This window comes from Pseudomonas sp. NPDC088429 (assembly GCF_044753305.1).
GTDB classification, from domain to species: domain Bacteria; phylum Pseudomonadota; class Gammaproteobacteria; order Pseudomonadales; family Pseudomonadaceae; genus Aquipseudomonas; species Aquipseudomonas rustica.
Genome location: NZ_JBIVMX010000010.1, coordinates 72793 through 96723, shown reverse-complemented (window position 1 = coordinate 96723; position 23931 = coordinate 72793). Strand labels below are relative to the sequence as shown.

The window sequence follows — 23931 nt, the reverse complement described above, 5'->3', positions numbered from 1 at the left end:
CATTTCTGCTGAACGAAACAAAAGTTTTAATGTGCTGTTTTTACAAAGTTATTAGTGTTTGCGGTTTGCGGACTTTAGTGCTGCGGGTGTAACCGGTTGTTGTTTATATCTTGAATCTGCACAGAGTTTGATCGGCGTTGTTTGATCCGCTAATGTTGCGGGCAGTTGTTGCTTTCAAATCGCTTGATTTAATAAGTGATGCTGTTGATAACTTGCTTAAAAGGACTTAAATATGACTTTTTGTATTCTTCTGAATCACAAACATAGTAAAAACATTGTAAAAAAAGCGATGGCAAAGCCACCGATATCTCGACCGAAGCCCGTGGGCAGCAAACCGCCAGTAACCCGACCCACCACACCTCCGGTCAAGCCACCCGTGGTTCCGGTCAAGCCGCCAGTCAAACCTGCACCGGTCAAACCGCCTGTGAAGCCGCCGGTCAAACCACCCGTGAAGCCACCTGTCACTCCGGGGACGCCTGGCACCAAACCACCGGTCAAACCAGCGCCACCGGGCACCAAACCACCCGTGAATGCCCGTCCGCCAATGCCGTGGCCTACCTTGAACATCAACATTGATCCGGTGGCACTGATTAACCTGATCAGCGCCCTCGGCAGTATTCGCCAGCCGGATGGATCGACCACACTGAGCGATGGCAGCATCGTCGATGCCGGAAAAAACAAAGTTACCCGCCCCGACGGGATCATTCAGCATGCTGACGGCCGGGTCGAGCATCCTGATGGCCGCATCGTGTGGCCGGATGACACCGTGGAATATCCAGATGGTCGTATCGTCTGGGCTGACGGCACCGAGCAACTAGCGGACGGTTCGATTCGTCATCCCGATGGATTGAAATATGATGCAGATGGCAATCCCGTTGTTGATTGAATGTTACTGTTTTGATTTAAAAGACTGTTCAGGTTTAACAGCTTGAAACCGATCAGGTGTTTAATGTGATCAATAAAAAAACCGCCAACTTTTTATCAGTTGGCGGTTTTTTTCAATCTACCTTAATCGTTTTGCGGCATCTCACCCTTGGCCAGACGCTTGTTGATGTCGGCAATCACTTCCGGCAAATCAGTGATGGTGTCGATCATGTAGTGCGGACGCGAGCTCTCGAACAGCGCGTGGATGCGCTTGCGTTCGCTGGCCAGTTCATCGCTGCCCAAGGCGCGGAAACCTTCGTAATCCAGGCCCAGCGCGTTGCCCGAGCAGATCAGTGCGACCGTCCACATCCCGGCGCGACGGCCTTCGAGGATGCCCGGCACGGTGTCGTCGATCTTCACGCAGGCGCCGACGTCGTCGATGCCCAAGGCAATCACGTTGGCCAGTGCCTGGGCCGGCCATGGGCGACCGTTCGGCACTTCGTCAGTCGCCACGACATGGTCAGCGACATAACCGTTGGTGGCGGCCAGTTCGACGACTTTGTCCATGACCTGCTTCGGATAGCCGGAGCAGGAACCGATCTTGATCCCTTGCTGACGCAGATTGGCGATGGTTTCCAGCGCGCCGGGTATCAGCGCCGAGTGCTCGGCAATCTTCTCGATCTGCAGCGGCATGAAGCGGTTGTAGATCGCGGTGACGTCGTCATCGGTCGGCGTGCGGCCGAAAACCTTGCGATAACGCTCGGCGACCTGCGGCTGATCACAGAGGGTGCGGATGTGATCCCACTTGCCCATGCCCATCGGGCCACGGGCTTCTTCGATGGAGACCTGCACATCGAATTCGGCGAAGGCTTCGACGAAAATCTGCGTCGGCGCGAACGAACCGAAATCGACCACGGTACCGGCCCAGTCGAGGATCGCGGCTTGCAGCTTGCTTGGATTGACGTAGTTCATGGCAATTAAATTCCTATGTTGGCAATGCAATTCAAACTGTAGGAGTGAGCCTGCTCGCGATAGCGGTTGTTCATTCAACATCGTCGTCGACTGACACGGCCTCATCGCGAGCAGGCTCACTCCTACAGGGGATATGTGGTGGGTTTTAGATTTCGAGCACTTCCATCTCGCGCAGCACTTCACCAACAGCCGCAACGGCCTGGCGCATTTCGTCCGGGCTGACATGACCGATGCAGCCGACACGGAAGGTCTCAACCTGAGTGAGCTTGCCCGGATAAAGGATGTAACCCTTGGCCTTGACCCGTTCGTAGAAATCCTTGAACTGATAACGCGGATCGCTCGGTGCATGGAACGTGGCAATAATCGGCGCCTGAATCGCTGCCGGCAGAAAGCTGCGCAAGCCAAGCTTGCCCATCTCTTCCATCAGCGCCTGGCAGTTGGCGGCGTAACGCGCATGGCGTGCCGGCAAACCACCTTCTTCGTTGTATTGCAGCAGCGCTTCGTGCAGCGCCGCGACCACGTGGGTCGGCGGGGTGAAACGCCATTGACCGGTTTTTTGCATATAAGCGTGCTGATCAAACAGATCCATCGCCAGCGAGTGCGAATTGCCAGCCGCAGCGGCCAGCGCTTCCTTGCGAGCGAAGACGAAACCCATCCCCGGCACGCCTTCCAGACACTTGCCGGACGCGGCTATCAGCGCGTCGAACGGCACTTTCTGTGCGTCCACCGGCAGGGCGCCGAAGGAGCTCATGGCGTCGATGATCAGGCGTTTGCCGTGCTGTTCGACGACGTGGGCGATCTCCGGCAGCGGATTAAGAATCCCGGTGCTGGTTTCACAATGAATCAGCGCGACGTGAGTGATATCACTGTCGGCGCGCAGCAAGCGGTCGACGTCAGCGGCGGTGGTCGGTTCGTCTTCAGCGGTTTCGAAGGTGCTGAACGAGCGGCCGAGCACTTCGCAGATTTTCGCCAGTCGTTTGCCGTAAGCGCCGTTGATCAGCACCAGCACTTTGCCGTCGCGCGGCACCAAGGTGCCGATGGCCGCTTCGACGGCGAAGGTGCCGCTGCCCTGCAACGGCACGCAATGGTGAGTGGCGGCGCCGTTGAGGATCGCCAGCAATTGTTCGCAGAGGCTGGCAGTCAGTTGGTTGAAGCGGTCATCCCATGACCCCCAGTCGACCATCATCGCCTGACGGGTGCGGGCCGAAGTGGTCAACGGGCCGGGAGTGAGCAGGATGGGTTCGGCAATACTCATTCGTGTGTCCTCGGATAGCGCTGTGGGATGAAGCTACGGGGCATACGTTGCAATTCGGCGTTGCATCAATCAAATTGTTTGTTGTTATGCCAGCCATCAGTGAGAGTTATCTATGAACCTGTTCCAACTGCGCGCCTTCGATGCTGTGGCCCGCGAAGGCAGCTTCACCCGTGCCGCTGCGCGGTTGTTCATCAGCCAGCCGGCGGTCACCGGGCACATCAAGGCGCTGGAGGAGCACTACCAGATCACCCTGTTGCGGCGCACCGCGCGACGGGTGGAACTGACCGAGGAGGGCACCAAACTGGCGGCGATCACCCGTGCGATGTTTGGCCTCGCGGAAGAGGCGCAGACCATGCTCGAAGCCAATCGGCAATTGCTCACCGGGCGCCTCGAAGTGGCGGCGGACGGTCCGCACATGGTCATGCCGATGTTGGCGAGCCTGCGCGCGCGTTACCCGGGGATCACGGTGAATCTGCGTTTGGGCAATGCTCAGGAAACCCTCGCGGCGTTGTTATCCGAGCACGCGGATGTCGCGGTGCTGACCGAAGTCGAACCGCGCAAAGGCCTGCACCTGCAAGCGCTGAGCGAGTCGCGGATTTGTGCGCTGGTGCCGGCGGCGCATCCATGGGCAACGCGCAGCGGTGAGGTGAAACTCAAGGAGCTGGATCAAGTGATCATGGTGCTGCGTGAACCGAGTTCGATCACCCGGCGAACGTTTGACGAGGCCTGTGCGCAGGCCGCAATCCATCCGCGTGTGCTGCTGGAGCTGGACAGCCGCGAGGCGGTAACGGAAGCGGTGGCCGCCGAGTTGGGCGTCGGCGTGGTGTCATCGGTGGAAGTCAGCCATGACCCGCGCGTGGTGGCGATTCCGATTGTCGGCGACGGCTTGGTCAACCGGCACATGATCGGTTGCATGGAGCGCCGTCGGGAATTGCGCTTGATTCAGGCTTTTTTCGGTTTGGCACCGGCCTGAATCAAGCAATCGCCAACTGCGCTTGCGCCGGCAGGATCGCTGTAGTTTTGCGCGTGACCTCGATTCTCGGGTAATCCGCCTGCTTCAACTGCATGCCTTCGAGCAGATCCAGCGCGGCAGCCGGATCGTTCAACGGCAGCGTCTGCAACAGCTTCACATCGAGATTCCACCACTGACTCTTGAGCAACCGTTCGATGGTCTGCGGGTCATGCCGGTACTTGATGATCTTCGCCGGGGTGCCAGCAACGATAGCGTAGGGCGGCACATCCTGCGTCACCAGCGCACGCGTCGCGATAATCGCGCCAGTGCCGATCTGCACCCCTTCAAGAATCATCGCGCTGTGCCCGATCCAGACGTCGTGGCCGATGGTGACGTCGGCCACCACCGGGTCGAACGTCAGGGCGGTGTCGGTGTACTGGAAGGGATGGGAACTGAGCCAGTCAGTGGGGTGAGAACTCTTTTGCTGACCGATAAAGCAGCGGGTGCTGATCGAACAAAAGCGGCCAATCGAGGACACGGCGGACAGCACGCAATCGCTGCGAATGTAGGTGTGCGCACCGATGTTCAGGTGTTTCGACTCGATCACCACATAGCCGATGGACACGTGCTCCTCGAGCGTCAGCCTGGATCGCTTGTGCAACGAGGAAATGCCACCGGCGACTTTGCAATCGTGCTGGCGAATCCATTTCTTCCAGAAATGATCTCGAACGGAATTGATTAGTTTTTTCACGATGCGTTCTTCGATTCCGTGATCGCAACTCTGCGAAAGGGGTCGGGAAATAATTTGTCACAGGAGCTCAGGCGCCAGTGTAGCCGACGATCTCGATCCGACTGAATACGAAAATTCCGACGTTACGCCAGACTCTCGCGCACCATTTCCAGAAACGTCGCCACCACGCGCCGCGAACTCTGTTCGCGCAGGCACACCAACGTTTCCGTGAGGCGTCGCGTGCAGTCGATAATCGGCAACGCGCACACCCGCGAATCCGCACCAAACTCCGCGGCTGACACCACGCCGACGCCAATCCCCACCACCACGGCCTCCCGCGCCGCTTCCCGGCCTTCGACCTGAATCGCCGGACGTATGCGAAACCCGGCTCGGGCCATTTCTTCTTCCAGGGTTTGCCGGGTTACCGAACCGTGTTCACGCAACACCAACGGCGTGTCATCGAGATCCGCCAGGCAGATCGACTCGCGCTCGGCCCACGGGTGATTACGCGACACAAACGCGACCATCGGATCGTTACGCAACGGAACACAGAGCAAGCGTTCATCGCTGACATCACGCCCGAGCAGGGCCAGATCGGCCTGATAGTTGAACAGACGAAACAGCGATTCGTCGGTGTTGCCGGTCTCGATCTTCACGCTGATCCCCGGATAGCGCTCGCAGAACCGCGCAATCTGCGGCAGTACATGCACCGGCGCATCCACCGCCAGAATCAGGCTGCCGGTCTGCAAGGCCTGGGATTCCTGGAGCAATTCCTGCGCTTCGGCTTCGATCACGAACAGCCGCTGGGTGATCGCCAGCAAGCGTTCGCCCAGATCGGTCAGGCGCACGGAACGTTTATTGCGGTGAAAAAGCAAAACGCCAAAGCGTTCTTCCAGTTTGCGCACCTGGTCGGAAATCGCCGGTTGCGTCAGGTAGAGCCGCTCGGCGGCTTTGGTGAAGCTGCCATGCACCGCGACGGCGTGGAAGGCTTTGAGTTGAGCGTGGGAGACTGCCATGGCGACTCCAGGTGCGAGATCAGTTCAGTAACAAGCTGAGCTTATGAGTGAAATACGATAAATCGATTTTATTTATTAAACAGTAATTGCTTTGATCGGCTCACGCCATCGCTGACTGCTCGGTCGAGCAGCGGCGTTGGCCATGAGCCTGTGCGTGCAACAGCAGGCCTCATCTGACCGGTACCGCCAGAGGGAAGGGTGGTATCGCAGTGCTCAACAATAAAAACACAGGCGTTTTGCTTAACGATTCTGCCGGCACACTCACACCCTGAGGTCAGAACCACAATGAACAAGCACATCGGCACCATCGCACGTTGGCGCGTGCAGATTTTCGCGATTACCTGGCTTGCGTACGCCGCTTTCTACTTCACCCGCAAAGCCTTTTCGGTGGCCAAACTGGGCATCGCCGAAGACCCGACCTTCATGCTCGACAAAATGGCCATGGCCAACCTCGACGCCATCTATCTGGCGGCGTATGCCGTGGGCCAATTCACCTGGGGCATGCTCGCCGACCGCTTTGGCCCACGGGTCGTGGTGCTCGGCGGCTTGCTGATTTCCGCCGCAGCCGCGTTGGTGATGGGCAGTTACGCCACACTTCCGATTTTCGCCACTTGCATGCTGATACAAGGCCTGGCGCAGTCCACCGGATGGTCGGGGTTGTGTAAAAACCTTGGCAGTTTCTTTCCTGCGAAGGAACGCGGGCGGGTGCTTGGCTTGTGGAGTTCCTGCTACGCGTTTGGCGGTCTGGTCGCGTCGCCGTTCGCCGGTTGGTGGGCGTATACGTTGATCGGCAGTTGGCACGCGGCGTTTATTTCCAGCGCGGTGGTGGTGGCAGTGGTCGCGGTACTGTTCTTTATCTTCCAGCGCAATAAACCGGAAGACGTCGGCCTGCCGGAAGTGGATCCGGAGCCGGTACTGACCGCTGAGGAAACCGCAGCCAACAGCAAACTCAGCGTGTGGGAGCCGCTCAAGGAAATCCTGCGCAACCGCACGGTGTTGGTGCTCGGCCTGGCGTATTTCATGTTGAAACCGGCGCGTTACGCGATTCTGTTGTGGGGCCCGGTGATCGTGTTTGAGCAGATGCCGAGTGTCGGCAAGGTCGGCGCGGCGATTATTCCGACCTCGTTCGAACTGGCCGGATTGCTTGGGCCGATCCTGATCGGTCTGGCCTCGGACAAACTCTTCGGCGCGCGGCGCATGCCGGCCTGCGTCATCAGTTTGCTGGCGCTGACCGTGACGTTGGCGCTGTTCATGGGTGCGCTGCACACCGGCAGTGTGTTGCTGGTGGTCGCGCTGCTGTTTGTCATGGGCCTGACCCTGTACGGCCCGGACTCGATGATCAGCGGTGCAGCCGCCATCGATTTCGGTAAAGCCAAGGCGGGCGCCACGGCGGCCGGTTTCGTCAACGGTTGCGGCTCGGTCGGTGCGGTGCTCGGCGGTTTGCTGCCGGGTTACTTCGACTCGGTGACGGTGTTCATCGTCTTCGCCGGTTGCGCCCTGTTCTCGGCGCTGGTGCTGATCCCGCACTGGAACAGCCGCCCGGTCGGCGTCATGGAGCCGCGCGCCTCAATCCCCAATTGCCCGCTGACCATCAAACCTCTGCGTACCTGACAACCCGCTGCCGCGTGGCCTGCTGCGACGTTCGCGGCAGGCTGCGCCGTGGCCCATTGACTGGAGAATTCCCATGAGACCGTTTTGGCTGGAGCAGGCCTTGCAGGCTGATACGTCCGAGACTTGCCCGCCGCTGCAAGGCGAAGTGCGCACCGACGTGTGCATCGTTGGCGGCGGTTACACCGGGTTGTGGACGGCGATCATGCTCAAGCAACAGAACCCTGAACTCGATGTGCGGCTGATCGAAGCCGACATCTGCGGCGCCGGCGCCAGTGGGCGTAACGGCGGTTGTGCGCTGTCATGGTCGGCGAAATATTTCACCCTGGAACGCCTGTTTGGCGTCGAGGAGGCGGTGCGTCTGGTCAAGGAATCCGAGCGCAGCATTCATGCGATCGGCGAGTTTTGCGAGCAGTACGGCGTCGATGCCGATTACCGCCTCGACGGCACGCTGTACACCGCGACCAACCGTGCGCAAGTCGGCTCGACCGATGCGGTGATCGCGGCGCTGGAGCGTAACGGCATCAACTCGTTCACCCAGCGGCCGGTCGCGGATGTGCAGCGCATGGCCGGTTCCAGCAAACATCTGGAAGGCTGGTTTTCGCCAGCGGCGGCCAGTGTGCAACCGGGCAAACTGGTGCGCGGATTGCGGCGTGTGGCGTTGCAACTGGGCGTGACGATCCATGAAAACACAGCAATGACCGGGCTGGAGGAAGGGCGCCCGGCGCGCATTCAGACACCCAACGGCAACATCATCGCCGACCGCGTGGTGCTGGCGATGAACGCATGGATGGCCCGGGCCTTTCCGCAGTTCGAACGCAGCGTGGCGATTGTTTCCAGCGACATGCTGATCACCGAACCGCGCCCGGATCTGTTGCAGGAGATCGGTTTGACCAGCGGCGTCACCGTGCTCGATTCGCGGATTTTCGTGCACTACTACCACAACACCCCGGACGGCCGGATCATGCTCGGCAAGGGCGGCAACACCTTTGCGTTTGGCGGGCGGATGCTGCCGGTGTTCGATCAGCCGTCGCCGTATGCCGGGTTGCTCAAGCGCAGTCTGAATGACTTCTTCCCGGCGTTCAGCGATGTGAAAGTCGATGCGACGTGGAACGGGCCGTCGGATCGCTCGGTGACCGGTTTGCCGTTTTTTGGGCAGATGAGCAGCAGCGGTAATGTGTTTTATGGATTTGGCTATTCCGGCAGCGGGGTTGGGCCTTGTCATATGGGCGGGCAGATTCTGGCGTCGCTGGTACAGGGGCTGGATAACGCCTGGACGCGTTCGCCGATTGTGAACGGGCCGCTGGGGTATTTCCCGCCGGAGCCGATTCGTTATCTGGGCTCGTTGATGGTGCGCAACGCCATCCGACGCAAAGAACGCGCCGAAGATCACGGCCACCGGCCACGGCATCTGGACGTGCGCCTGGCGAAATTCGCCGCTGCCGCCGGCAAAGCCGACAAAGCCTGAAGGGTTGAAAACAACCCCTGTAGGAGCTGCCGAAGGCTGCGATCTTTTGATCTTGTTTTTTACAATCAACAGCAAAAGATCGCAGCCTTCGGCAGCTCCTACAGGTCTGGATTTGTGGTCAGGAGCGGTTGATCAGCCAGTCGAGTAAGAGGCTGCTGTCGCGTGCTGGCGGTGCTTCAACCGGCGCGGATTCGCGCTGCGCTCCCAAACACAAAATCGGTCGATCCGGATCGCTGTCGAGAAAACTAACCCAGACCTCACTGCCCGCACGGGGCAACTCATGCGCGGCAATGCGGCCATTGGCGTTGGTCAACGCAATCGGCAGCCAAATCCCCTCAGAATCAGGCGATGTTGGCCTCGGCCACAAACTCACCTTGATGCGCCCCTTGTCATCCAGTTTCGATGGCTGCCCCTTCGTGCCGAGCACTCGCGCCAAGTGAATCCCCGGAATGCTCGGCCGTGATTGTTTCAGCGCCGGGCGAAAATCCGTCGACCATGGCAAAGCCGTGAACTCGCAGTGATAGCGATAAACACTCGGCGCCGGATCAAGGATGCAAGGTTGCTGACCCTGATGGCGCACGGACGTGATCAACCATTGTTCATTGAAGGCATTGATCGGATGTTCGGTCACTTGCAGCAGGTCGGCGCTGTGCAATCCGGGGCTGTCGCAGCGACCGTGAATCGAGCGGTACTGGCAGCGCTGGCGCTCCAGATGGCGGCGGCTGCGCTGTTCGGCATGACGTTGTTCAAGGGACAACATCTGCGGTGCGAGGACAGGCACGGTTTGATTGGCCGAGTCCTCGCCCGACGCCTGTTGGCCACGATTGCGCACCCTGTGCAGCGCTCGAATTGGCGCGGCGTCATGTTGCTGAAACAGCGCGCAGACCCGTGGCGACGGCGTGTCATCGTCGAGACTGAAGGGCAGCAGCGTAGGTTCCTGCGGCAGGCTTAGGCTGTCATCGGCAAACACCACTACATGCCCGTCAGGCCGATGCTCGAAGTGATAATGAATGCCTTCCTCTTCACACAGACGTTGCAGCAGCGCCAGGTCGCTTTCCTCGTACTGAATGCAAAAGTCCCGCACGGGGTAGTGGCCCACGGTCATTTCGATGCGAAAGCTGTTCTTTGGCAGCCCATGCTCCGCGAGCAATTGTGCAAGGATCGCCGGCACACTCAACTGCACAAACACCCGGCGTTTAAGCGATTGCGCCAGACGTTGCAGATAAGGCACCAGCACCAATCGATAACCGATCCGGTGCGTGCCGCGATGTTCGCAACGGACACTGTGGATCAGGCCATGCACACCGTGCTGCTCGCTCAGGCGTAAATACGCCGGTTGCTCCAGCAAGCTGTCGGGCAGAACGGCGGGCGCCAGGCCAATGACATCGACCTCGAAGCGAAAGGGCTGATTGAGCGCTTCATCACCGCTGAAACGCACCACCGGCAGGCACAATCCGCCATCGATCAGGGTCAGGGTGAAGGGACTTTCCATGTCATTGAGCATTCGTACAGGTTCTGTCGGTCAATACGGACGGCAGAGGGTACGAAACCGCAGCGCGGAATAGTCACCGCAAGGCAGCTTTTCAGAATCGCCCTACACGTTGTGGTGAAGATGTCGATTCGCCAATCAATATTTTTGGTCGATTGCCGACTTTAGGCCGTATAAACTTGGCGCCACGCGTCGGCCAATAGATGTCTCGGCGCCACAGATCAAGAGAGTGAGTAATGGGCGCACAGTGGAAGGTTAAACACAAAGAAGCGGCAGCCAACGCCAGGGGCAAAATCTTCGGCAAACTGGTGAAAGAAATCACCATTGCTGCGCGTAACGGTGCCGATACCACCACCAACGCACACTTGCGTCTGGTGGTTGAACAGGCCAAGAAAGCCTCGATGCCGAAAGAAACCCTCGATCGCGCGATCAAGAAAGGCGCCGGTCTGCTCGGTGAAGCGGTGCAATACCATCGCGTGACCTACGAAGGTTTCGCCCCGCACCAAGTGCCGCTGATCGTCGAGTGCGTGACCGACAACGTCAACCGCACCGTCGCCGAAATCCGCGTCGCGTTCCGCAAGGGCCAACTGGGCGCTTCCGGTTCGGTCGCGTGGGACTTCAATCACGTTGGCATGATCGAAGCGTCGCCGGACACCCCGGACGCCGATCCAGAAATGGCCGCGATCGAAGCCGGTGCTCAGGATTTCGAGCCGGGCGAAGACGGCGCAACACTGTTCCTGACCGACCCGACTGACCTTGATGCCGTGCAGAAAGCCCTGCCGGAGCAAGGCTTCACCGTGTTGTCGGCCAAGCTTGGCTACCAGCCGAAAAACCCGGTGACCGGGTTGAGCGATGAGCAGATGGCTGAAGTTGAGGCGTTCCTTGAAGGCCTCGATAACCATGATGACGTGCAAGACATGTTTGTGGGGCTGGCTGGCTGATTTTCGTCGCCACTGATGGCCTCATCGCGAGCAGGCTCACTCCTACATTGGAACGCATTTCACTTGTAGGAGTGAGCCTGCTCGCGATTGACCGCGCAGCGGTCACAAATTTTCAAGATCCCGCAAAACTTCACTGAACCCCGGCCGCGCCAGCACATCCGCCTGACAGCAACGCCGCTCCAGCTCCTCCAGCTGCAAACACCGCTCTTCACTCAACCCCGAGTCGATACGCGCCAGCAATTCCCCCAACAAAACCCCGAACGCCCGCACTTCAATGCGTTGCAGCGCCCGTGTCTGCGCGTTATCCGTCGTGGCATGGAACGACGCCCCGCCAAAATCCCCCAATAAACAATCGCCTCGGTCGTTCAACATAATGTTGTGCCCGTAGAGATCGCCGTGGGTGATGCCTTGCTCATGCAGATGCTCCGCCGCTGAGGCAACGCCCTTGGCAATGCGCAGCGCAACGTCAGCCGTGAAGCGCAGGTCATCGGCGTAAACATCCCGCGAACACGACGCCAGACTTGGCAACCCGGCGAGATTGAGAAAGCTCGGATCGATCAACTGCATGACCAAGCCTTGCTGACCGTCGGGGTGGCCGTCGATTCTCCCTTCAACGCGTATCAGATTCGGGTGCAGGCCGGCGGTGATGCACGCGTTCATCTCGTGCAGCGGTGAGCCGTCGCTGGTCATCTCACCTTTGTATAACTTCACCGCGACCGCTTCCTCGGTGTGATCAGCACGCCGCCAAACCGCCCGATAAATCACCCCGGAGGCGCCTTCGCCCAGCTTCTCCCCCAGACGCAACGCTGACCAGTCGATCAGTGGCGTGGCTTCGAGGGCGGCAGCATCGGCTTCGGTTTCCAGCGGATTACCGGCGTAGGCCAGCCAGGTCAGGCTCGGCAAGTTCAGCAGCCATTGCGGCAACTCGCTGAACTGGTTGACGGAGATGCGCAACAGCTCCAACCGGTGGCATTGGCTCAGCGACGGCGGCAGCGCTTGCAGACGATTGCCAGACAGCATGAGTTTCTGCAGATAGGGGCGTTCGCCCAGTTCGCTCGGCAAGGTTTCGATGCAGTTGTCGGTCAGGATCAGCCAGCGCAACAGCGGCGGCAGCGCGACACCGGGAACGTTGACGATGCGGTTGGCCTTGAAACCGATCATCGTCAACGCCGCGCATTGGCCGAGGCAGGCGGGCAGTTCGGTGAACGGGTTGTCGGAGCAGAACAGCACGCGCAGGCGGGTCAGACGGTGCAGATCATCCGGCAGACTGCTCAGGTTATTGCCGCTGAGATTGAGGATTTCGAGGGTGTCGGCCAGCTCGAAAATCTCGCGCGGAAACTCGGTCAGCCCGCACGACAGATCCAGCCGCGTGATGCCCGACAACTCGCCGGCGCGCAATTGAGCAAGGGTGTGCATGTAGGTGTTCACTTTAGAAAGAGGGCCAAGACACGAGGCGCTTGGGAATGGACGACATGATAACGGCAGAAGCTAATGCAGGTGTAGGAGCTGCCGCAGGCTGCGATCTTTTGATTTGGCAAACCGAGGGTCAAAAGATCGCAGCCTCGTTTCACTCGACAGCTCCTACAGAGGCTGGCGTCAGGCTAGTTGAGGGATAACCTGAAGCTGCCCCAACCGGCTACGCGTGCGCCCTAGATCAATCGCATCGCCACCCAGGCTTTCGCACAACGACGACCGGCCTATCAACGTCAGGTGTTTATCCTGGTCATAAAGCACGTCGATCAAATTAATGAAGCGCTGTTGCGCCGCAATCGAGCAGTCGCCCAGCAGTGGCAAATCATCAATCACCCAGTGGTCGAAACGCCGACACAACTCCAGATAATCCATCACCGCCGTCGGCTGCTCGCACAGGTCATCGAAGGTAAAAGCCACGCTTCTGTCTTCACACCGTCGCGCCCGAAAATGCCGGGTACCGACGGCCAGCGACAATGGAGGGGCATCTTGTGCCGGCAGGTTCAGGGCCATGCGCTGATCGGCCGTACCCGGCCAGACATAATGCCCATGGGTAAATACTTGATGCTCATGATTGCGCGCCAGACTGCGGTAATCATGCGGGCCGCCGACTTCCATGACCTGCATGCGCGTATTGATCAACTCGATCACCGGTTTGAAACGCGCGTGATAGAGCGGGTTGGGCAGCAAGCCTTCGGGCGGATAGTTAGAGGTCACCAACAGCAGAATTCCACGCTGGAACAGCGCTTTGAACAGCCGGGTGATGAGCATCGCGTCGCCAATGTCATGCACGTGAAACTCGTCGAAACACAACACCCGACAATCTTTCAGCAGTTCATCGAGGGTGACAGCGAGGGCATCGTCCTGCTCGCGATGGCTGAACATGCCTTGATGCAATTGCGCGAAAAACTGATGGAAGTGCAGCCGCCGCTTTTGCGTGATCGGCAGCGCCTGAAAGAAACCGTCGAGCAGCCAGCTCTTGCCACGCCCGACCGCGCCGTGCAGGTACAGGCTCGGCGGAGTTTGTGCGGTGGCGCCGAACAGCAGACTGGCCTGTTGCGCCATGCAATCGATGACGCGCTGCTGACTGTGGCTGAGGGTGTAACCCTGCTGGTGCGCCTTGTTGCGGAAATAATCGCGGATCGACTGTGCGCTCGCCTCGTGCCCGGCGCTGGCGCCAATGCCCTTGCCGAACAAGCGGCGCAGCACCGGCCAGCGTTGGCTCAGGTGTGATCGTTTCGGCGGTCGGGCGGGCACTCTGCGGTCACTCCGTATCGGTCATGCCGCCTCCCCGGAGTGCGGCGCGACATTGTAACCAGGCGACGTCAACGGCTTCTACCTCGGGCTGTCGAGGCCGTTCGGTGACAGAACATTTTCCGCGTGTTGCCAACCTTTCGAAACATAACCCGACCGCTCCATGGATCCAATTGACTGGCGCAATCGCCGTGCGTTGCTAACCTGAAACACAGTCACGACAGCGCAAGCCAGTGCTGACAAGGAATGGCGCAGTGAAACAACGAGTGGTCATGGGCCTGCTGGGTGTGCTTGCTGCACCTGCATACGCGGCGGATCTACAGGTCGAAGTGCGAGTCGACGTGCAGCGCGGCTGCCAGTTGATCGGCCAGCAACGCGAGGCCGGGATCGAGCAGCTCGGCGTGCTCGACTTTGGTAGCACCGCGCGCCTCGACGACCCTGACGGGCCATTGAGTGCGGCGCTGACCAATCAACGCTTGCCACGGCTGGAATGCAACCCGGACACGCCTTATCAGATGCGCATTGACGGCGGTTTGCACGGCGGTGTCGGTGAGGTGCGATACATGGCCGGATCGGAGGGCAGCAAGCCGATTCCTTACCGCTTGTATCAGGATGCGGCGCGGCGAGTGCCGCTGGTGGTGGACGTAGCGGTCAGCGGGCGGGTGCCGGACACTGGCACGGTGGAGTTGCCGTTGTATGCGCGGATCGAGCGGCTGGCGCAAGTGCCGAAGGTCAGCCGCTATTCGGATTTAGTGAAAGTCACGGTCACCTGGTGATCGCAACGGACAGCAACAACGCAGTGCTCAATGATGAGCGCAATGGATGCAGTCGCTGAAGGAGTAGGGACGGGCGCAATGGCAGGCAAATACTGGATGGTCATGGCAGCAGGTACGCTGGCGCTGCTCGCGGACGATGTGCAAGCAGCGGTCAGCGGGCAGATCCACGCGCGGCTGATCCTGATCGCCGGCTGCGAAGTCACCAATACCTCCAACCCCGCCAGTCCGGTCAGCGATCTCGGCACGCTGGATTTCGGTCAGCAGGGGCCGACCTGGAACGCGCCGATCAAAGCAGCCCTCGACGGCGACACCAGCGGCAAACTCAATGTCGCCTGCAACCCTTCGGTCACCGGTTTCACCGTCACCATCGACGGCGGCACCCATGGCGACGGCAACACCCGGCGCCTGAGCAACGGCCGCCAGACCCTCCCTTATCAGCTGTTTCTCGACCCCTCGGGCGCGCAGAGCTACAGCATCGGCCAACAACACAATTTCGCTGTCACCAGCGCTGCACAAATACCCATTCCGGTATTTGGCTCGGTGGTGGCGAATACCCGCGCGGTTCCGGCAGGGGTCTACACCGACACCCTGACGGTGACGCTCGACTGGTAACCCCGTAGAGGACGGACACCATGCGTACGTTTGCATCAAGGATAGGTTTGCCGCTGCTCGGTCTGGCGCTGGTTTCCAGCGCTAACGCCGCCACCACGGTCACTGGCCAGATCACCTCCAGCCTGATCCTGATCAGCAGCTGTCAGGTCAACGGCGCCGGTGGCTCCACCGGTCTGAACTTCGGTGCCTTGAACTTCGGCACCGCCAACAGCCTGTTCACCACGGCCACCGGGCAAGTGCTGGGCGGTGGCGGCGGGGCGCTGTCGATTCTGTGCTCCAGCGGCACCACGCCGACGGTAAAAGTGCGCGCCGGTGCCCATGACGGCATGTCGCCGGGTGGCACCCGTGCGTTGTACGACGGCGTGGCGAATTACGTGCCCTACGACTTTTACACCGATGCCGGGCACTCGCAGCTGTTGGCGATCGACGGGACGATCAATCTCGCCGCGAGTACCGGTGTCGCGCAGACCGTTAATATCTACGGTCAGGCCGTGGGCAAGGCCGGTTTGCCGGCCGGCACCTACACCGACACCGTTGCTGTTGAACTGACGTTCTGATGCCATGTTTCGCCATGGCGGCATCGCGTTGCTCCTGCTCTGTGCGGGCAGTGCACCGCTGCCGCTGACGGCGGCGACCAGCCAGAGCTTTCAGGTCAGCGCCACGGTCACGGCGGGGTGCCTGGTGGTGGGCGGGGTGTCGAACTATGGCGGGCTGAATTTCGGTTCACGGTCGGCGCTGGCCACCGGCACGGTGCAGGTCGCACTGACTGGCGGCGTGCAGTTGCAATGCACGCCGGGGGTGACGTTGAACATGAGCGTCGACGGCGGCCAGTACAACAGCAGTGGCCGGCACATGCAGGTCAATAGCGGCAGCGCGCGGGTGGCGTACACGCTGTTCCGCGATGCGGCGTACAGCCAGAGTCTGGGCATTGGCCAGAGTGTGGCTGTGGCGTACAGCGATGCAAACAACATCCGCCTGCCGATTTACGGTCAGGTGCAATTGCCGGGCAATCAGCCTGGGGGGACGTACAGCGATGTGTTGCAGGTGCAACTGTCGTGGTGAGGCGAGGTTTGATGTGCCGACAAGGAGCAGGTTTATGGGGGCAGTTACGTTCATTCGGCGCGCGGTGTTGGCGCTGTTCACGCTCGGGGCAGGTTATGCGCACGCCGCCAGTTCGGTGCTGATCTGGCCGATCGATCCGGTGCTGGAGGCTGATCAACAGGCCAGCGCGTTGTGGCTGGAAAATCGCGGCACTGAAACCGCCAACCTGCAGATTCGCGTGTTCGGCTGGAGCCAGAACGGGTACGAGGAGCAATACCAGAACCAGCGCGATGTGATCGGCAGCCCGCCGGTGGCGAAGATCGAGCCGGGTCAGAAACAACTGGTGCGTCTGACCCGCACCAAGGACGTGCCGCCCGGGCAGGAACTGGCCTACCGAATCATCATCGACGAAATCCCGTCCGCACAACCGCCCAGTGCTGAAGGTGGCAAAACAGCGGCGGCGATTCGTTTTCAGATGCGCTATTCGGTGCCGCTGTTCGCTTACGGCGCCGGTCTGTGGAGCAAAGAAGACAGCACCCGCCAGCGCGATCCCAAGGGGATTGGTTTGCCACAATTGACCTGGCGCACGGTGGCGGTGGACGGCCGGCCGTATGTCGAGGTGCGCAATCAAGGTGCGGTGCATGCGCGGTTGACGGATGTCGCGATCAAACAGGGCGGGCAGAACAAACCGTTGGCGGAAGGCTTGCTCGGCTACGTGCTACCGGGCGCGGTGATGCGCTGGCCGGCACCGGGAGGGCTGGCGGGGGATTCGGCGTTGCAGGTGCGGGTGAATGGCGGGGCGCAGGTGCAGAGCATTACCCCGGCGAAGTGAATGGGCTGATTCGGTGTCATGGCAAAGGGATTCACCAGTGCCACAGGGTTCACTGACCACAATGAAAGTGGTCATGGCCACCCGCAGTATCAGGAGGATTCAGTCCATTGACGGACGTAAAGCGCGTATGAGCCGAGGATGGGCTCGCCGTATTCAGCGTCCGTTGTGGCATCTCACCGGCGCGTGCTGCCTGGTGTTCGTTCAACCGTCCGGGGCCGGCGAACTGCCGCCACCGCCCAGCGGCATGGAGGCCGTCAGCGATGCACAGTTGTTTCTCGAACTGGTGGTCAACCAGATGAATACCGGGCAAGTGGTGGCAGTGCAGCAGCGCGGCGGCCGCCTGTTTTTACCCGCCACGGCACTGCGTGAAACCGGTATGAAACTGCCTGAAAACATCAGCACTGAAGTCGACCTCGACAGCCTGCCCGGTCTGCACAGCGAATACGACAGCGTCGGTCAACGCTTGCTGCTCAACGTGCCGCCGGAGTGGCTCCCAGAACAGTTCATCGGTAATCGCCAGGCCTATCCACGCACTCCGGCGCTGAGCAGTTTCGGCGCGTTGTTCAACTATGACCTCTACCTCAACGACACCGACGATGCCGGCACCTATTTAGCGGCGTGGAACGAAGTGCGCCTGTTCGACAGTTGGGGCACGTTGTCCAACACCGGGCAATATCGACGCACATTGTCCGGTGATTCAGTCAGCACACTGGACAACGGTTACCTGCGCTACGACACCACCTGGCGTTATTCCGACGACGAGCGAATGCTCACTTACGAAGCCGGCGACGTGATCAGCGGCGCCTTGCCTTGGAGCAGTTCGGTGCGTCTCGGTGGCGTGCAGTTCTCGCGGGACTTCGCCGTGCGCCCGGATCTGGTCACCTATCCGTTGCCGCAATTTGCCGGCGAAGCGGCGGTGCCGTCCTCGGTCGATCTGTTTATCAACGGCTACAAATCCAGCAGTGCCGAACTGCAACCGGGGCCGTACACGCTGACCAACATTCCATTTATCAACGGCGCGGGCGAAGCCGTGGTGGTGACCACGGATGCGTTGGGTCGACAGGTGTCGACCACGGTGCCGTTCTATGTCACCAGCAGCTTGTTGCAAAAAGGCTTGAGCGATTTTTCCGTGGCCGCCGGTTCCCTGCGGCGTGATTACGCTTTGAAGGATTTCAACTACGGCCCGGGCGTAACCTCCGGCAGCCTGCGCTACGGCGTCAGCGACAGCTTTACCTTGGAAAGCCACGCTGAAGCCTCCGACTCGCTGACCCTCGGCGGCCTCGGCGGCAATCTGCGATTGGGCAATTTCGGCGTGCTCAACAGCGCCATGAGTCAAAGTCGTTTCGACGGCGAGGGCGGTCAGCAGTTGAGCCTCGGCTATCAGTACAGCAATCAGCGTTTCAGCTTTTCTTATCAGCGCCTGCAACGCCACGATCAATACGCTGACCTGACCGTGGTCGACACGCCCTACATCAGCCTCAGTCGGCGCAGTGAACAGGCGACCCTCAGCGTTAACCTCGACCGTTGGGGCAGCCTCGGCGCAGGCTATTTCGATGTGCGCGCGGCGGACGATTCACGCACACAATTGCTCAACCTTAGCTGGAGCAAACCGCTGTGGCGCAACAGCAGTTTCTACCTGTCAGCCAACCGCGAAATCGGCGACAGCAACTGGGCGCTGCAGGCGCAAGTGGTGGTTCCGTTCGACCTGCGCGGCAGCCTGGCGATCAGCACCGAGCGCAGCAAAACCGGGCAGAGCCAGCAGCGGGTCAACTACAGCCGCGCGGTGCCGACCGAGGGCGGCGTAGGTTTCAATCTGGGTTACGCCAAGGGCGATGGCCCGGACTATCGACAGGCCGACGTGACTTGGCGTCTACAATCGGTGCAGTTGCAGGCCGGGATTTACGGTTCGTCCGACGCCGAAACCCGTTGGGCCGATGCCAGTGGTTCGCTGGTGTGGATGGACAAGCAAGTGTTCGCCGCCAACCGCATCGACGATGCTTTTGTTGTGGTCAGCACTGAAGGCTTTTCCAACATTCCGGTGCGCTACGAAAATCAGCAGGTCGGCGAGACGGACAAGAACGGCCATTTGCTGGTGCCGTGGAGCAGCGCCTATTACCGCGGCAAATACGAGATCGATCCGCTCAACCTGCCGCCAAACGTGCGCAGCCCGAACGTCGAACAGCGTATTGCCGTGCGGCGTGGCAGTGGTTATCTGCTGGAGTTTCCGCTGACGCGGGTGATTGCCGCGAGCATCGTGCTGGTCGACGCGCAGAAACGCGAACTGCCGTTGGGCGCGGGTGTGCTGCACGAGCAGAGTGGTGCGCGGACGGTGGTGGGCTGGGATGGCCTGGTCTATCTGGAAAATCTCGAAGCGCGGAATTCCCTGGAAGTGACGTTGGCCGATGGCAGCACCTGTCGAGTGCAATTCCCGGTCGATATGCAGCAGAACCAGGTGCCGCTGATCGGCCCGCTGGTGTGCCAATGACTGTTGCACGGATGTTTTTGTGGCTCGCGCTGATGCTGCCGGGGGCGGCGCAGGCGTTGTGCTCGGTGGTGGGGACGACCCCAGCGTCATTCGGTTCGATCAGTTCGATCGCCGTGCGCACCACCGCTCAACCCAGTTCGACATTGAATGGCGGGTTGAGCTGCACCGGATCGCTGCTGTCCTTGCTGACCAGCAACGACCACTTCTGGGGCACCGTGTCCTCGACCCAAAGCGGTCTGGTCGGGCCGACCGGCGATGTCATCAGTTACACGATTTACGCCAACAACAGCACCAGCTACCCGCTGACCCGTGGCACCGCTTATGACTTCGCCCGCAACGGCATCATTGATGCCTTGGGCCTGCTCAACGGCACGACGCCGAAAACCGTGCCGCTGTATTTGGGCACAACCATTGGCAGCAACGTCGCCGCCGGGGTCTACACCGAGACGCTGAGCATTTTCTGGAACTGGAATTACTGTTCGGGGATTGGCATTGGGGCGATCTGCATCGGCCGCGATATCAATAATGCTACGACCACGTTGACGGTGAACCTGACTGTATCCAATGACTGCACAATCACCGCGCCGAACATCGCCTTCGGTAGCGCACCAGTGATTAGTGCGTTCACTCCGGTGAGCGGGCAGACCATCAATCTGGCGTGCACCAAGGGCAGCGCTTACACCGTGGGCTTGAGCGACGGGCAGAATGCAGTAAGCGTGGGGGGGCGGCGGCGGATGATTTCCGGCAGCAATTATCTGGCCTACGACATCTTCAAAAGCGCCGGGACAACGCGCTGGGGCAGTGTCGGCACGGCACGTCGGTCGAGCACCGATGCCGAGGTCAACCCCGGCAACGGACTGGGCACAGGCAGCCAGATCTTCAACTACAACGCAAAAATCTACACCGACCAGACCACGCCGCCGGCGGGCACGTATCTGGATAACGTAGTGCTCGACGTCGGTTTCTGAAGCAGCGTACCTCTGTAGGAGCTGTCGAGTGAAACGAGGCTGCGATCTTTTGCCCCTGACTTTTTGAAAGCAAGATCAAAAGATCGCATCGTGCCGCAGCTCCTACACGACATCAGAATGGCAGTGATGGCTTGAGTTCGATCGGGCTCACCACCGCATAGTTATAGCCACCTCCCGACCAGTACTCAGCCTGCAAATCCCCATCACTGCGGCTACCGCGCGGCAAAAAGGTGTTCTTCGGCCCCGGCGGGCGCACGTAAAAACTCACTTTGTGCCCGCTGCCATCCTCATACAGCACCATCGCCGCCGGGCCTTCGTCGGTGCTCAGCAGGCGCCCGCTGACCGGTTCAAACCCGGCTGCTTTCAGATCCGGCAAACGGCTGGCCTGAGTGAAATAGCGGTCGAGCCAACGCTGCATGTCGCCGTCACTGTCGACCTTGTAATCCGCCGGCAACATGCCTTGCTGGGCAATCAATCGATAGGCCTGAAGGGCGTCGGTCATCGGCAACATCGAAGAACGCACAAGGGTCATTTCCCGTGCCTGCCAACCACTGAAACCACCGATGCTGACCGCGATCAGCAACATCGCCGCACTGGCCAGATGGCGCCGTGACTGGCGTTGGCGGCGCTGACGAATCATTGCCGGGTCAAGCTCCGGATTGGCTGGTTGCTGCAACGCGCCGCTGAGGGCCGCGCGCAGTTGCTGGGCGTCCTGTTGCCAGGCGCGCACTTGCGCGGCTTCATCCGGGTGAGCGGCCAGCCAGGTCTCCAGCACACGCCGGTCGGCGTCGCTGAGTTGGTGGTCGATGTAGGCGTGCAAATCACGCTCGCTGGGAGGCAGGCTGATCATTTGAGTATCCGCAAAGAAGGGCTGCTGATTTCGCCGTCGCTGAGTTGGCGCAAGGCCTGGCGGGCGCGGGACAGGCGCGACATCACGGTGCCGATCGGGGCGCCAAGAATCTCGGCGACCTCTTTATAAGTCAGGCCCTCGACCGAGACCATCAGCAGCAGGGCGCGCTGTTCAGTCGGCAGTCGGTCGAAGGCTTGCAGGGTCGATTGGGCGATTACCGTGCGTTCGACCGAGGGTTCGGCGTCGTCACGTCCGGTGAAAAATTCGAGCATCCGCGCATAGCGCCGGGAGCGGCGATGGGCGTCGAGAAATTGCCGATAGAGGATCGCAAACAGCCAGGCACGCAAGTCGCCGTCGGCACGTTTATCGCCCCAACTCGACAGGGCGCGCTCCAGGCTCGCCTGCACCAGATCGTCTGCGCTGCTGCTGTTGCGCGTCAACGACACGGCAAAGCGGCGCAATCTGGGAATGATTTCTCTCAACTGTTCGTCGAATTCGCTCATGAAGTTCTGCTAGTCACTACGCTGTGGACTAGGGAGACGTCTGCCGTGGCAGGTTATTCCACGTTCGGAAAAATAAATACCGGGCCGTGGAATAAACCCCGACGGGGCGCGTCTTGCTGATTCTTCCTACTCGTGGCCGATGGCCCTGGAGTCGTTCATGGTTGATCGCTCATCCCCCAACGCTGCCCCGCCCGAAAGGCCGCAGCGCCCGCCCTTGAGTGCCGCGAGCCTGATCTTGCGTCTGGGCGGCATCGCCGTCGTGGTCGCCGCCGTGGCCGGGGCGTTTGCCTACGTGCATGGCAACTTTGACCCACAACGTCTGACGCCGAAAGCGCTGGTCGATGTGCTGGAAAAGAACAACGGCGTGCATCCGGGATTTCGCCGTAATCATGCCAAAGGCGTCTGCGTGATCGGCCATTTCGAGAGCAGCGGCGAGGCGCGGGTGTTCTCCACCGCCCAGGTGTTCAATGATCCGAGTACCCCGGTGGTCGGACGTTTCGCACTGCCGGCGGGCAACCCTTATGCGCCGGACAGCAGCGTGCCGATTCGCAGTCTGGCGCTGCGTTTCACTCAGGCCAACGGGCAGCAGTGGCGCACCGGGATGAACAGCATGCCGGTGTTCCCGGTTGGCACGCCCGAGGCGTTCTATCAATTGCAACAGGCGCAGTCGCCGGATCCCGCGACGGGCAAACCGGATCCGAGCAAGGTGCCTGCCTTTTTCGCCTCGCACCCGGAAGCGGTGCCGTTTTTGACGTGGGTGAAGACCGCCAAGCCGTCGGCCAGTTACGCCACGGAAACCTATAACAGCATCAACGCGTTTTATCTGGTCGACGCCAGCGGCAAAAAGCAGGCCGTGCGCTGGAGCATGACGCCGTTGGCGCAGGATGCAGCGGGGGCGACGGCACCTGAGGGCGGCGATTTTCTGGAGAAGGATCTGGTGCAAAAACTGGCCGCCGCACCCCTGCGGTTTCAGTTGAATATCACCTTGGCCAATCCTGAGGATCCGGTCAACGACGCCAGTAAAACCTGGCCGGCGGGGCGCAAAGTGGTCAATGCGGGCACTTTGGTGCTGGAGAAAACCCAGCCACAGCTCAGTGGCGAGTGCCGCGACATCAACTACGACCCGCTGGTGTTGCCGGCCGGGATTCAAGGCACCGCCGATCCGTTGCTCGCCGCGCGCTCCGCCGGTTACGCCGATTCTTACCTGCGTCGCACCAGCGAAGTCAGCCAGTTGCCCGCCGCCAAACAGGAGGCTCGCCCATGAGAACTCAACCGACGCATTTCGTATTGTTGGCGCGACTGCTGCACTGGCTGATGGCGCTGATGATCATCGCCATGCTGTTTATTGGCGCGGGCATGGTGACGTCTGTTTCAGAGCGGCATGAATGGCTGATCCATCTGCACAAGCCGTTGGGCATTGCGATTCTGGTATTGGTTGTCGTGCGTCTGCTGGTGCGTTTGACCACGCGCCAACCCCCTTTGCCAGCGGATCTGCCGGACTTTCAGGTATTGGCGGCCAAGGCTTCGCATCTGTTGTTGTACGCGTTGATGCTGGTGTTGCCGCTGCTCGGTTGGGCGATGATCAGCGCCTCGGGTGAACCGGTGATGCTCAGCACCGCGCTGCAGTTGCCGTCGATTGTGCCGGCCGATGCGCAGTTGTTTGCGTTGCTGCGCAAGGCCCATGGTTATCTGGCGTACCTGCTGTTTCTGACGGTGCTGCTGCACCTGGCGGCGGCGTTGTTTCATGGCTGGGTGCGCCGCGATGAGGTGCTCGACAGCATGTTGCGCGGTCGCGATCGTCATTGAGCGAGTCAGGGGGCGGGCCGGCGCGTAAAGCTACGGCCT

The 23931-nt window shown here is 60.4% G+C and carries 23 protein-coding genes; 14 read left to right on the top strand and 9 right to left on the bottom strand.

Annotated elements, in window-relative coordinates; translation table 11 throughout:
• Positions 1–232 precede the first annotated feature (232 nt).
• Positions 233–886: a hypothetical protein gene (locus tag ACIP66_RS08550; protein ID WP_400647118.1), complete on the top strand. Its 654-nt coding sequence runs from the start codon at positions 233–235 to the stop codon at positions 884–886.
• 122 nt (positions 887–1008) lie between these two features.
• On the opposite strand, the gene phnX is transcribed toward ACIP66_RS08550, so the two are convergent.
• Both phnX and ACIP66_RS08540 read right to left on the bottom strand, forming a co-directional pair.
• Positions 1009–1836 carry a phosphonoacetaldehyde hydrolase gene (gene phnX, locus ACIP66_RS08545; protein WP_159815329.1) on the bottom strand — a complete coding sequence of 276 codons (828 nt, stop codon included), beginning with the start codon at positions 1834–1836 and terminating at the stop codon, positions 1009–1011.
• A 145-nt stretch (positions 1837–1981) separates the two neighbouring features.
• Positions 1982–3091 carry a 2-aminoethylphosphonate--pyruvate transaminase gene (locus ACIP66_RS08540; protein ID WP_400647114.1) on the bottom strand — a complete coding sequence of 370 codons (1110 nt, stop codon included), beginning with the start codon at positions 3089–3091 and terminating at the stop codon, positions 1982–1984.
• Between the two features lie 112 nt (positions 3092–3203).
• Between ACIP66_RS08540 and ACIP66_RS08535 the strand changes: the two genes are divergently transcribed.
• Entirely contained in the window at positions 3204–4064 is an 861-nt protein-coding gene (locus ACIP66_RS08535; RefSeq protein WP_400647111.1) for a LysR substrate-binding domain-containing protein, read from the top strand.
• Between the two features lies 1 nt (position 4065).
• Here ACIP66_RS08535 and ACIP66_RS08530 read toward each other — a convergent pair whose 3' ends face one another.
• Positions 4066–4794, bottom strand: coding sequence for a CatB-related O-acetyltransferase (locus ACIP66_RS08530; RefSeq protein ID WP_400647108.1), 729 nt, complete (start codon positions 4792–4794; stop codon positions 4066–4068).
• A 122-nt stretch (positions 4795–4916) separates the two neighbouring features.
• Positions 4917–5789, bottom strand: coding sequence for a LysR family transcriptional regulator (locus ACIP66_RS08525; RefSeq protein ID WP_053121752.1), 873 nt, complete (start codon positions 5787–5789; stop codon positions 4917–4919).
• Positions 5790–6074: 285 nt separating this feature from the next.
• Here ACIP66_RS08525 and ACIP66_RS08520 point away from each other — a divergent pair, with 285 nt between their 5' ends.
• Together ACIP66_RS08520 and ACIP66_RS08515 are read left to right on the top strand one after the other, a co-directional pair.
• Positions 6075–7400, top strand: a complete 1326-nt coding sequence (locus ACIP66_RS08520) for an MFS transporter (RefSeq protein WP_400647105.1) — start codon at positions 6075–6077, stop codon at positions 7398–7400.
• 67 nt (positions 7401–7467) lie between these two features.
• Positions 7468–8865: an FAD-dependent oxidoreductase gene (locus ACIP66_RS08515; RefSeq protein ID WP_400647156.1), complete on the top strand. Its 1398-nt coding sequence runs from the start codon at positions 7468–7470 to the stop codon at positions 8863–8865.
• Positions 8866–8983: 118 nt separating this feature from the next.
• On the opposite strand, the gene ACIP66_RS08510 is transcribed toward ACIP66_RS08515, so the two are convergent.
• Positions 8984–10369, bottom strand: a complete 1386-nt coding sequence (locus ACIP66_RS08510; RefSeq protein ID WP_400647102.1) for a type VI secretion system Vgr family protein — start codon at positions 10367–10369, stop codon at positions 8984–8986.
• 221 nt (positions 10370–10590) lie between these two features.
• Between ACIP66_RS08510 and ACIP66_RS08505 the strand changes: the two genes are divergently transcribed.
• On the top strand, positions 10591–11295 hold the full coding sequence (locus ACIP66_RS08505; protein WP_053121745.1) for a YebC/PmpR family DNA-binding transcriptional regulator: 705 nt from the start codon (positions 10591–10593) through the stop codon (positions 11293–11295).
• 102 nt (positions 11296–11397) lie between these two features.
• Here ACIP66_RS08505 and ACIP66_RS08500 read toward each other — a convergent pair whose 3' ends face one another.
• The gene (locus ACIP66_RS08500) at positions 11398–12711 is read right to left on the bottom strand and encodes a leucine-rich repeat-containing protein kinase family protein (protein WP_400647099.1); all 1314 of its coding nucleotides are present in this window, start codon (positions 12709–12711) and stop codon (positions 11398–11400) included.
• Positions 12712–12891: 180 nt separating this feature from the next.
• The gene (zapE, locus tag ACIP66_RS08495) at positions 12892–14022 is read right to left on the bottom strand and encodes a cell division protein ZapE (protein ID WP_400647096.1); all 1131 of its coding nucleotides are present in this window, start codon (positions 14020–14022) and stop codon (positions 12892–12894) included.
• Between the two features lie 269 nt (positions 14023–14291).
• On the opposite strand from zapE, the gene ACIP66_RS08490 reads away from it, so the two are divergent.
• From ACIP66_RS08490 to ACIP66_RS08460, 7 genes are all read left to right on the top strand, one after another.
• The gene (locus ACIP66_RS08490; protein ID WP_400647153.1) at positions 14292–14795 is read left to right on the top strand and encodes a spore coat U domain-containing protein; all 504 of its coding nucleotides are present in this window, start codon (positions 14292–14294) and stop codon (positions 14793–14795) included.
• Between the two features lie 78 nt (positions 14796–14873).
• Complete coding sequence (locus ACIP66_RS08485; RefSeq protein ID WP_400647093.1) at positions 14874–15407, top strand: spore coat U domain-containing protein; 534 nt, start codon at positions 14874–14876, stop codon at positions 15405–15407.
• A 20-nt stretch (positions 15408–15427) separates the two neighbouring features.
• A complete protein-coding gene (locus tag ACIP66_RS08480) occupies positions 15428–15964 on the top strand; it encodes a spore coat protein U domain-containing protein (RefSeq protein WP_053121735.1) in 537 nt (178 codons plus the stop codon).
• Positions 15965–15968: 4 nt separating this feature from the next.
• A complete protein-coding gene (locus ACIP66_RS08475) occupies positions 15969–16469 on the top strand; it encodes a spore coat U domain-containing protein (protein WP_212545730.1) in 501 nt (166 codons plus the stop codon).
• A 34-nt stretch (positions 16470–16503) separates the two neighbouring features.
• Positions 16504–17280, top strand: coding sequence for a molecular chaperone (locus ACIP66_RS08470; protein WP_400647090.1), 777 nt, complete (start codon positions 16504–16506; stop codon positions 17278–17280).
• Between the two features lie 127 nt (positions 17281–17407).
• Complete coding sequence (locus ACIP66_RS08465; RefSeq protein ID WP_400647088.1) at positions 17408–19765, top strand: fimbria/pilus outer membrane usher protein; 2358 nt, start codon at positions 17408–17410, stop codon at positions 19763–19765.
• On the top strand, positions 19762–20733 hold the full coding sequence (locus tag ACIP66_RS08460; protein WP_400647085.1) for a spore coat protein U domain-containing protein: 972 nt from the start codon (positions 19762–19764) through the stop codon (positions 20731–20733). Before ACIP66_RS08465 ends, ACIP66_RS08460 begins: the two co-directional genes overlap by 4 nt.
• A gap of 112 nt (positions 20734–20845) precedes the next feature.
• Here the strand turns inward: ACIP66_RS08460 and ACIP66_RS08455 are convergent, their stop codons facing one another.
• Entirely contained in the window at positions 20846–21583 is a 738-nt protein-coding gene (locus tag ACIP66_RS08455; protein WP_400647082.1) for an anti-sigma factor family protein, read from the bottom strand.
• Positions 21580–22086, bottom strand: a complete 507-nt coding sequence (locus ACIP66_RS08450) for a sigma-70 family RNA polymerase sigma factor (RefSeq protein WP_053121724.1) — start codon at positions 22084–22086, stop codon at positions 21580–21582. The genes ACIP66_RS08455 and ACIP66_RS08450 overlap by 4 nt, the downstream gene beginning before the upstream one ends.
• A 157-nt stretch (positions 22087–22243) precedes the next feature.
• Here ACIP66_RS08450 and ACIP66_RS08445 point away from each other — a divergent pair, with 157 nt between their 5' ends.
• On the top strand, positions 22244–23350 hold the full coding sequence (locus ACIP66_RS08445) for a catalase family peroxidase (protein WP_212551225.1): 1107 nt from the start codon (positions 22244–22246) through the stop codon (positions 23348–23350).
• Positions 23347–23892, top strand: a complete 546-nt coding sequence (locus ACIP66_RS08440) for a cytochrome b (protein WP_400647078.1) — start codon at positions 23347–23349, stop codon at positions 23890–23892. Before ACIP66_RS08445 ends, ACIP66_RS08440 begins: the two co-directional genes overlap by 4 nt.
• The last annotated feature ends 39 nt before the right edge of the window (positions 23893–23931 follow it).

Bases quoted from the DNA above. Each gene is read 5' to 3' on its own strand.
- ACIP66_RS08505 (WP_053121745.1), top strand. From the start codon at position 10,591: ATGGGCGCACAGTGGAAGGTTAAACACAAAGAAGCGGCAGCCAACGCC.
- phnX (WP_159815329.1), bottom strand. From the start codon at position 1,836: ATGAACTACGTCAATCCAAGCAAGCTGCAAGCCGCGATCCTCGACTGG.
- ACIP66_RS08510 (WP_400647102.1), bottom strand. From the start codon at position 10,369: ATGCTCAATGACATGGAAAGTCCCTTCACCCTGACCCTGATCGATGGC.
- ACIP66_RS08535 (WP_400647111.1), top strand. From the start codon at position 3,204: ATGAACCTGTTCCAACTGCGCGCCTTCGATGCTGTGGCCCGCGAAGGC.
- ACIP66_RS08465 (WP_400647088.1), top strand. From the start codon at position 17,408: ATGAGCCGAGGATGGGCTCGCCGTATTCAGCGTCCGTTGTGGCATCTC.
- ACIP66_RS08475 (WP_212545730.1), top strand. From the start codon at position 15,969: ATGTTTCGCCATGGCGGCATCGCGTTGCTCCTGCTCTGTGCGGGCAGT.
- ACIP66_RS08550 (WP_400647118.1), top strand. From the start codon at position 233: ATGACTTTTTGTATTCTTCTGAATCACAAACATAGTAAAAACATTGTA.
- ACIP66_RS08440 (WP_400647078.1), top strand. From the start codon at position 23,347: ATGAGAACTCAACCGACGCATTTCGTATTGTTGGCGCGACTGCTGCAC.
- ACIP66_RS08480 (WP_053121735.1), top strand. From the start codon at position 15,428: ATGCGTACGTTTGCATCAAGGATAGGTTTGCCGCTGCTCGGTCTGGCG.
- ACIP66_RS08525 (WP_053121752.1), bottom strand. From the start codon at position 5,789: ATGGCAGTCTCCCACGCTCAACTCAAAGCCTTCCACGCCGTCGCGGTG.
- ACIP66_RS08540 (WP_400647114.1), bottom strand. From the start codon at position 3,091: ATGAGTATTGCCGAACCCATCCTGCTCACTCCCGGCCCGTTGACCACT.
- ACIP66_RS08455 (WP_400647082.1), bottom strand. From the start codon at position 21,583: ATGATCAGCCTGCCTCCCAGCGAGCGTGATTTGCACGCCTACATCGAC.
- ACIP66_RS08485 (WP_400647093.1), top strand. From the start codon at position 14,874: ATGGCAGGCAAATACTGGATGGTCATGGCAGCAGGTACGCTGGCGCTG.
- ACIP66_RS08450 (WP_053121724.1), bottom strand. From the start codon at position 22,086: ATGAGCGAATTCGACGAACAGTTGAGAGAAATCATTCCCAGATTGCGC.
- ACIP66_RS08520 (WP_400647105.1), top strand. From the start codon at position 6,075: ATGAACAAGCACATCGGCACCATCGCACGTTGGCGCGTGCAGATTTTC.
- ACIP66_RS08500 (WP_400647099.1), bottom strand. From the start codon at position 12,711: ATGCACACCCTTGCTCAATTGCGCGCCGGCGAGTTGTCGGGCATCACG.
- ACIP66_RS08470 (WP_400647090.1), top strand. From the start codon at position 16,504: ATGGGGGCAGTTACGTTCATTCGGCGCGCGGTGTTGGCGCTGTTCACG.
- ACIP66_RS08460 (WP_400647085.1), top strand. From the start codon at position 19,762: ATGACTGTTGCACGGATGTTTTTGTGGCTCGCGCTGATGCTGCCGGGG.
- ACIP66_RS08445 (WP_212551225.1), top strand. From the start codon at position 22,244: ATGGTTGATCGCTCATCCCCCAACGCTGCCCCGCCCGAAAGGCCGCAG.
- ACIP66_RS08490 (WP_400647153.1), top strand. From the start codon at position 14,292: ATGGGCCTGCTGGGTGTGCTTGCTGCACCTGCATACGCGGCGGATCTA.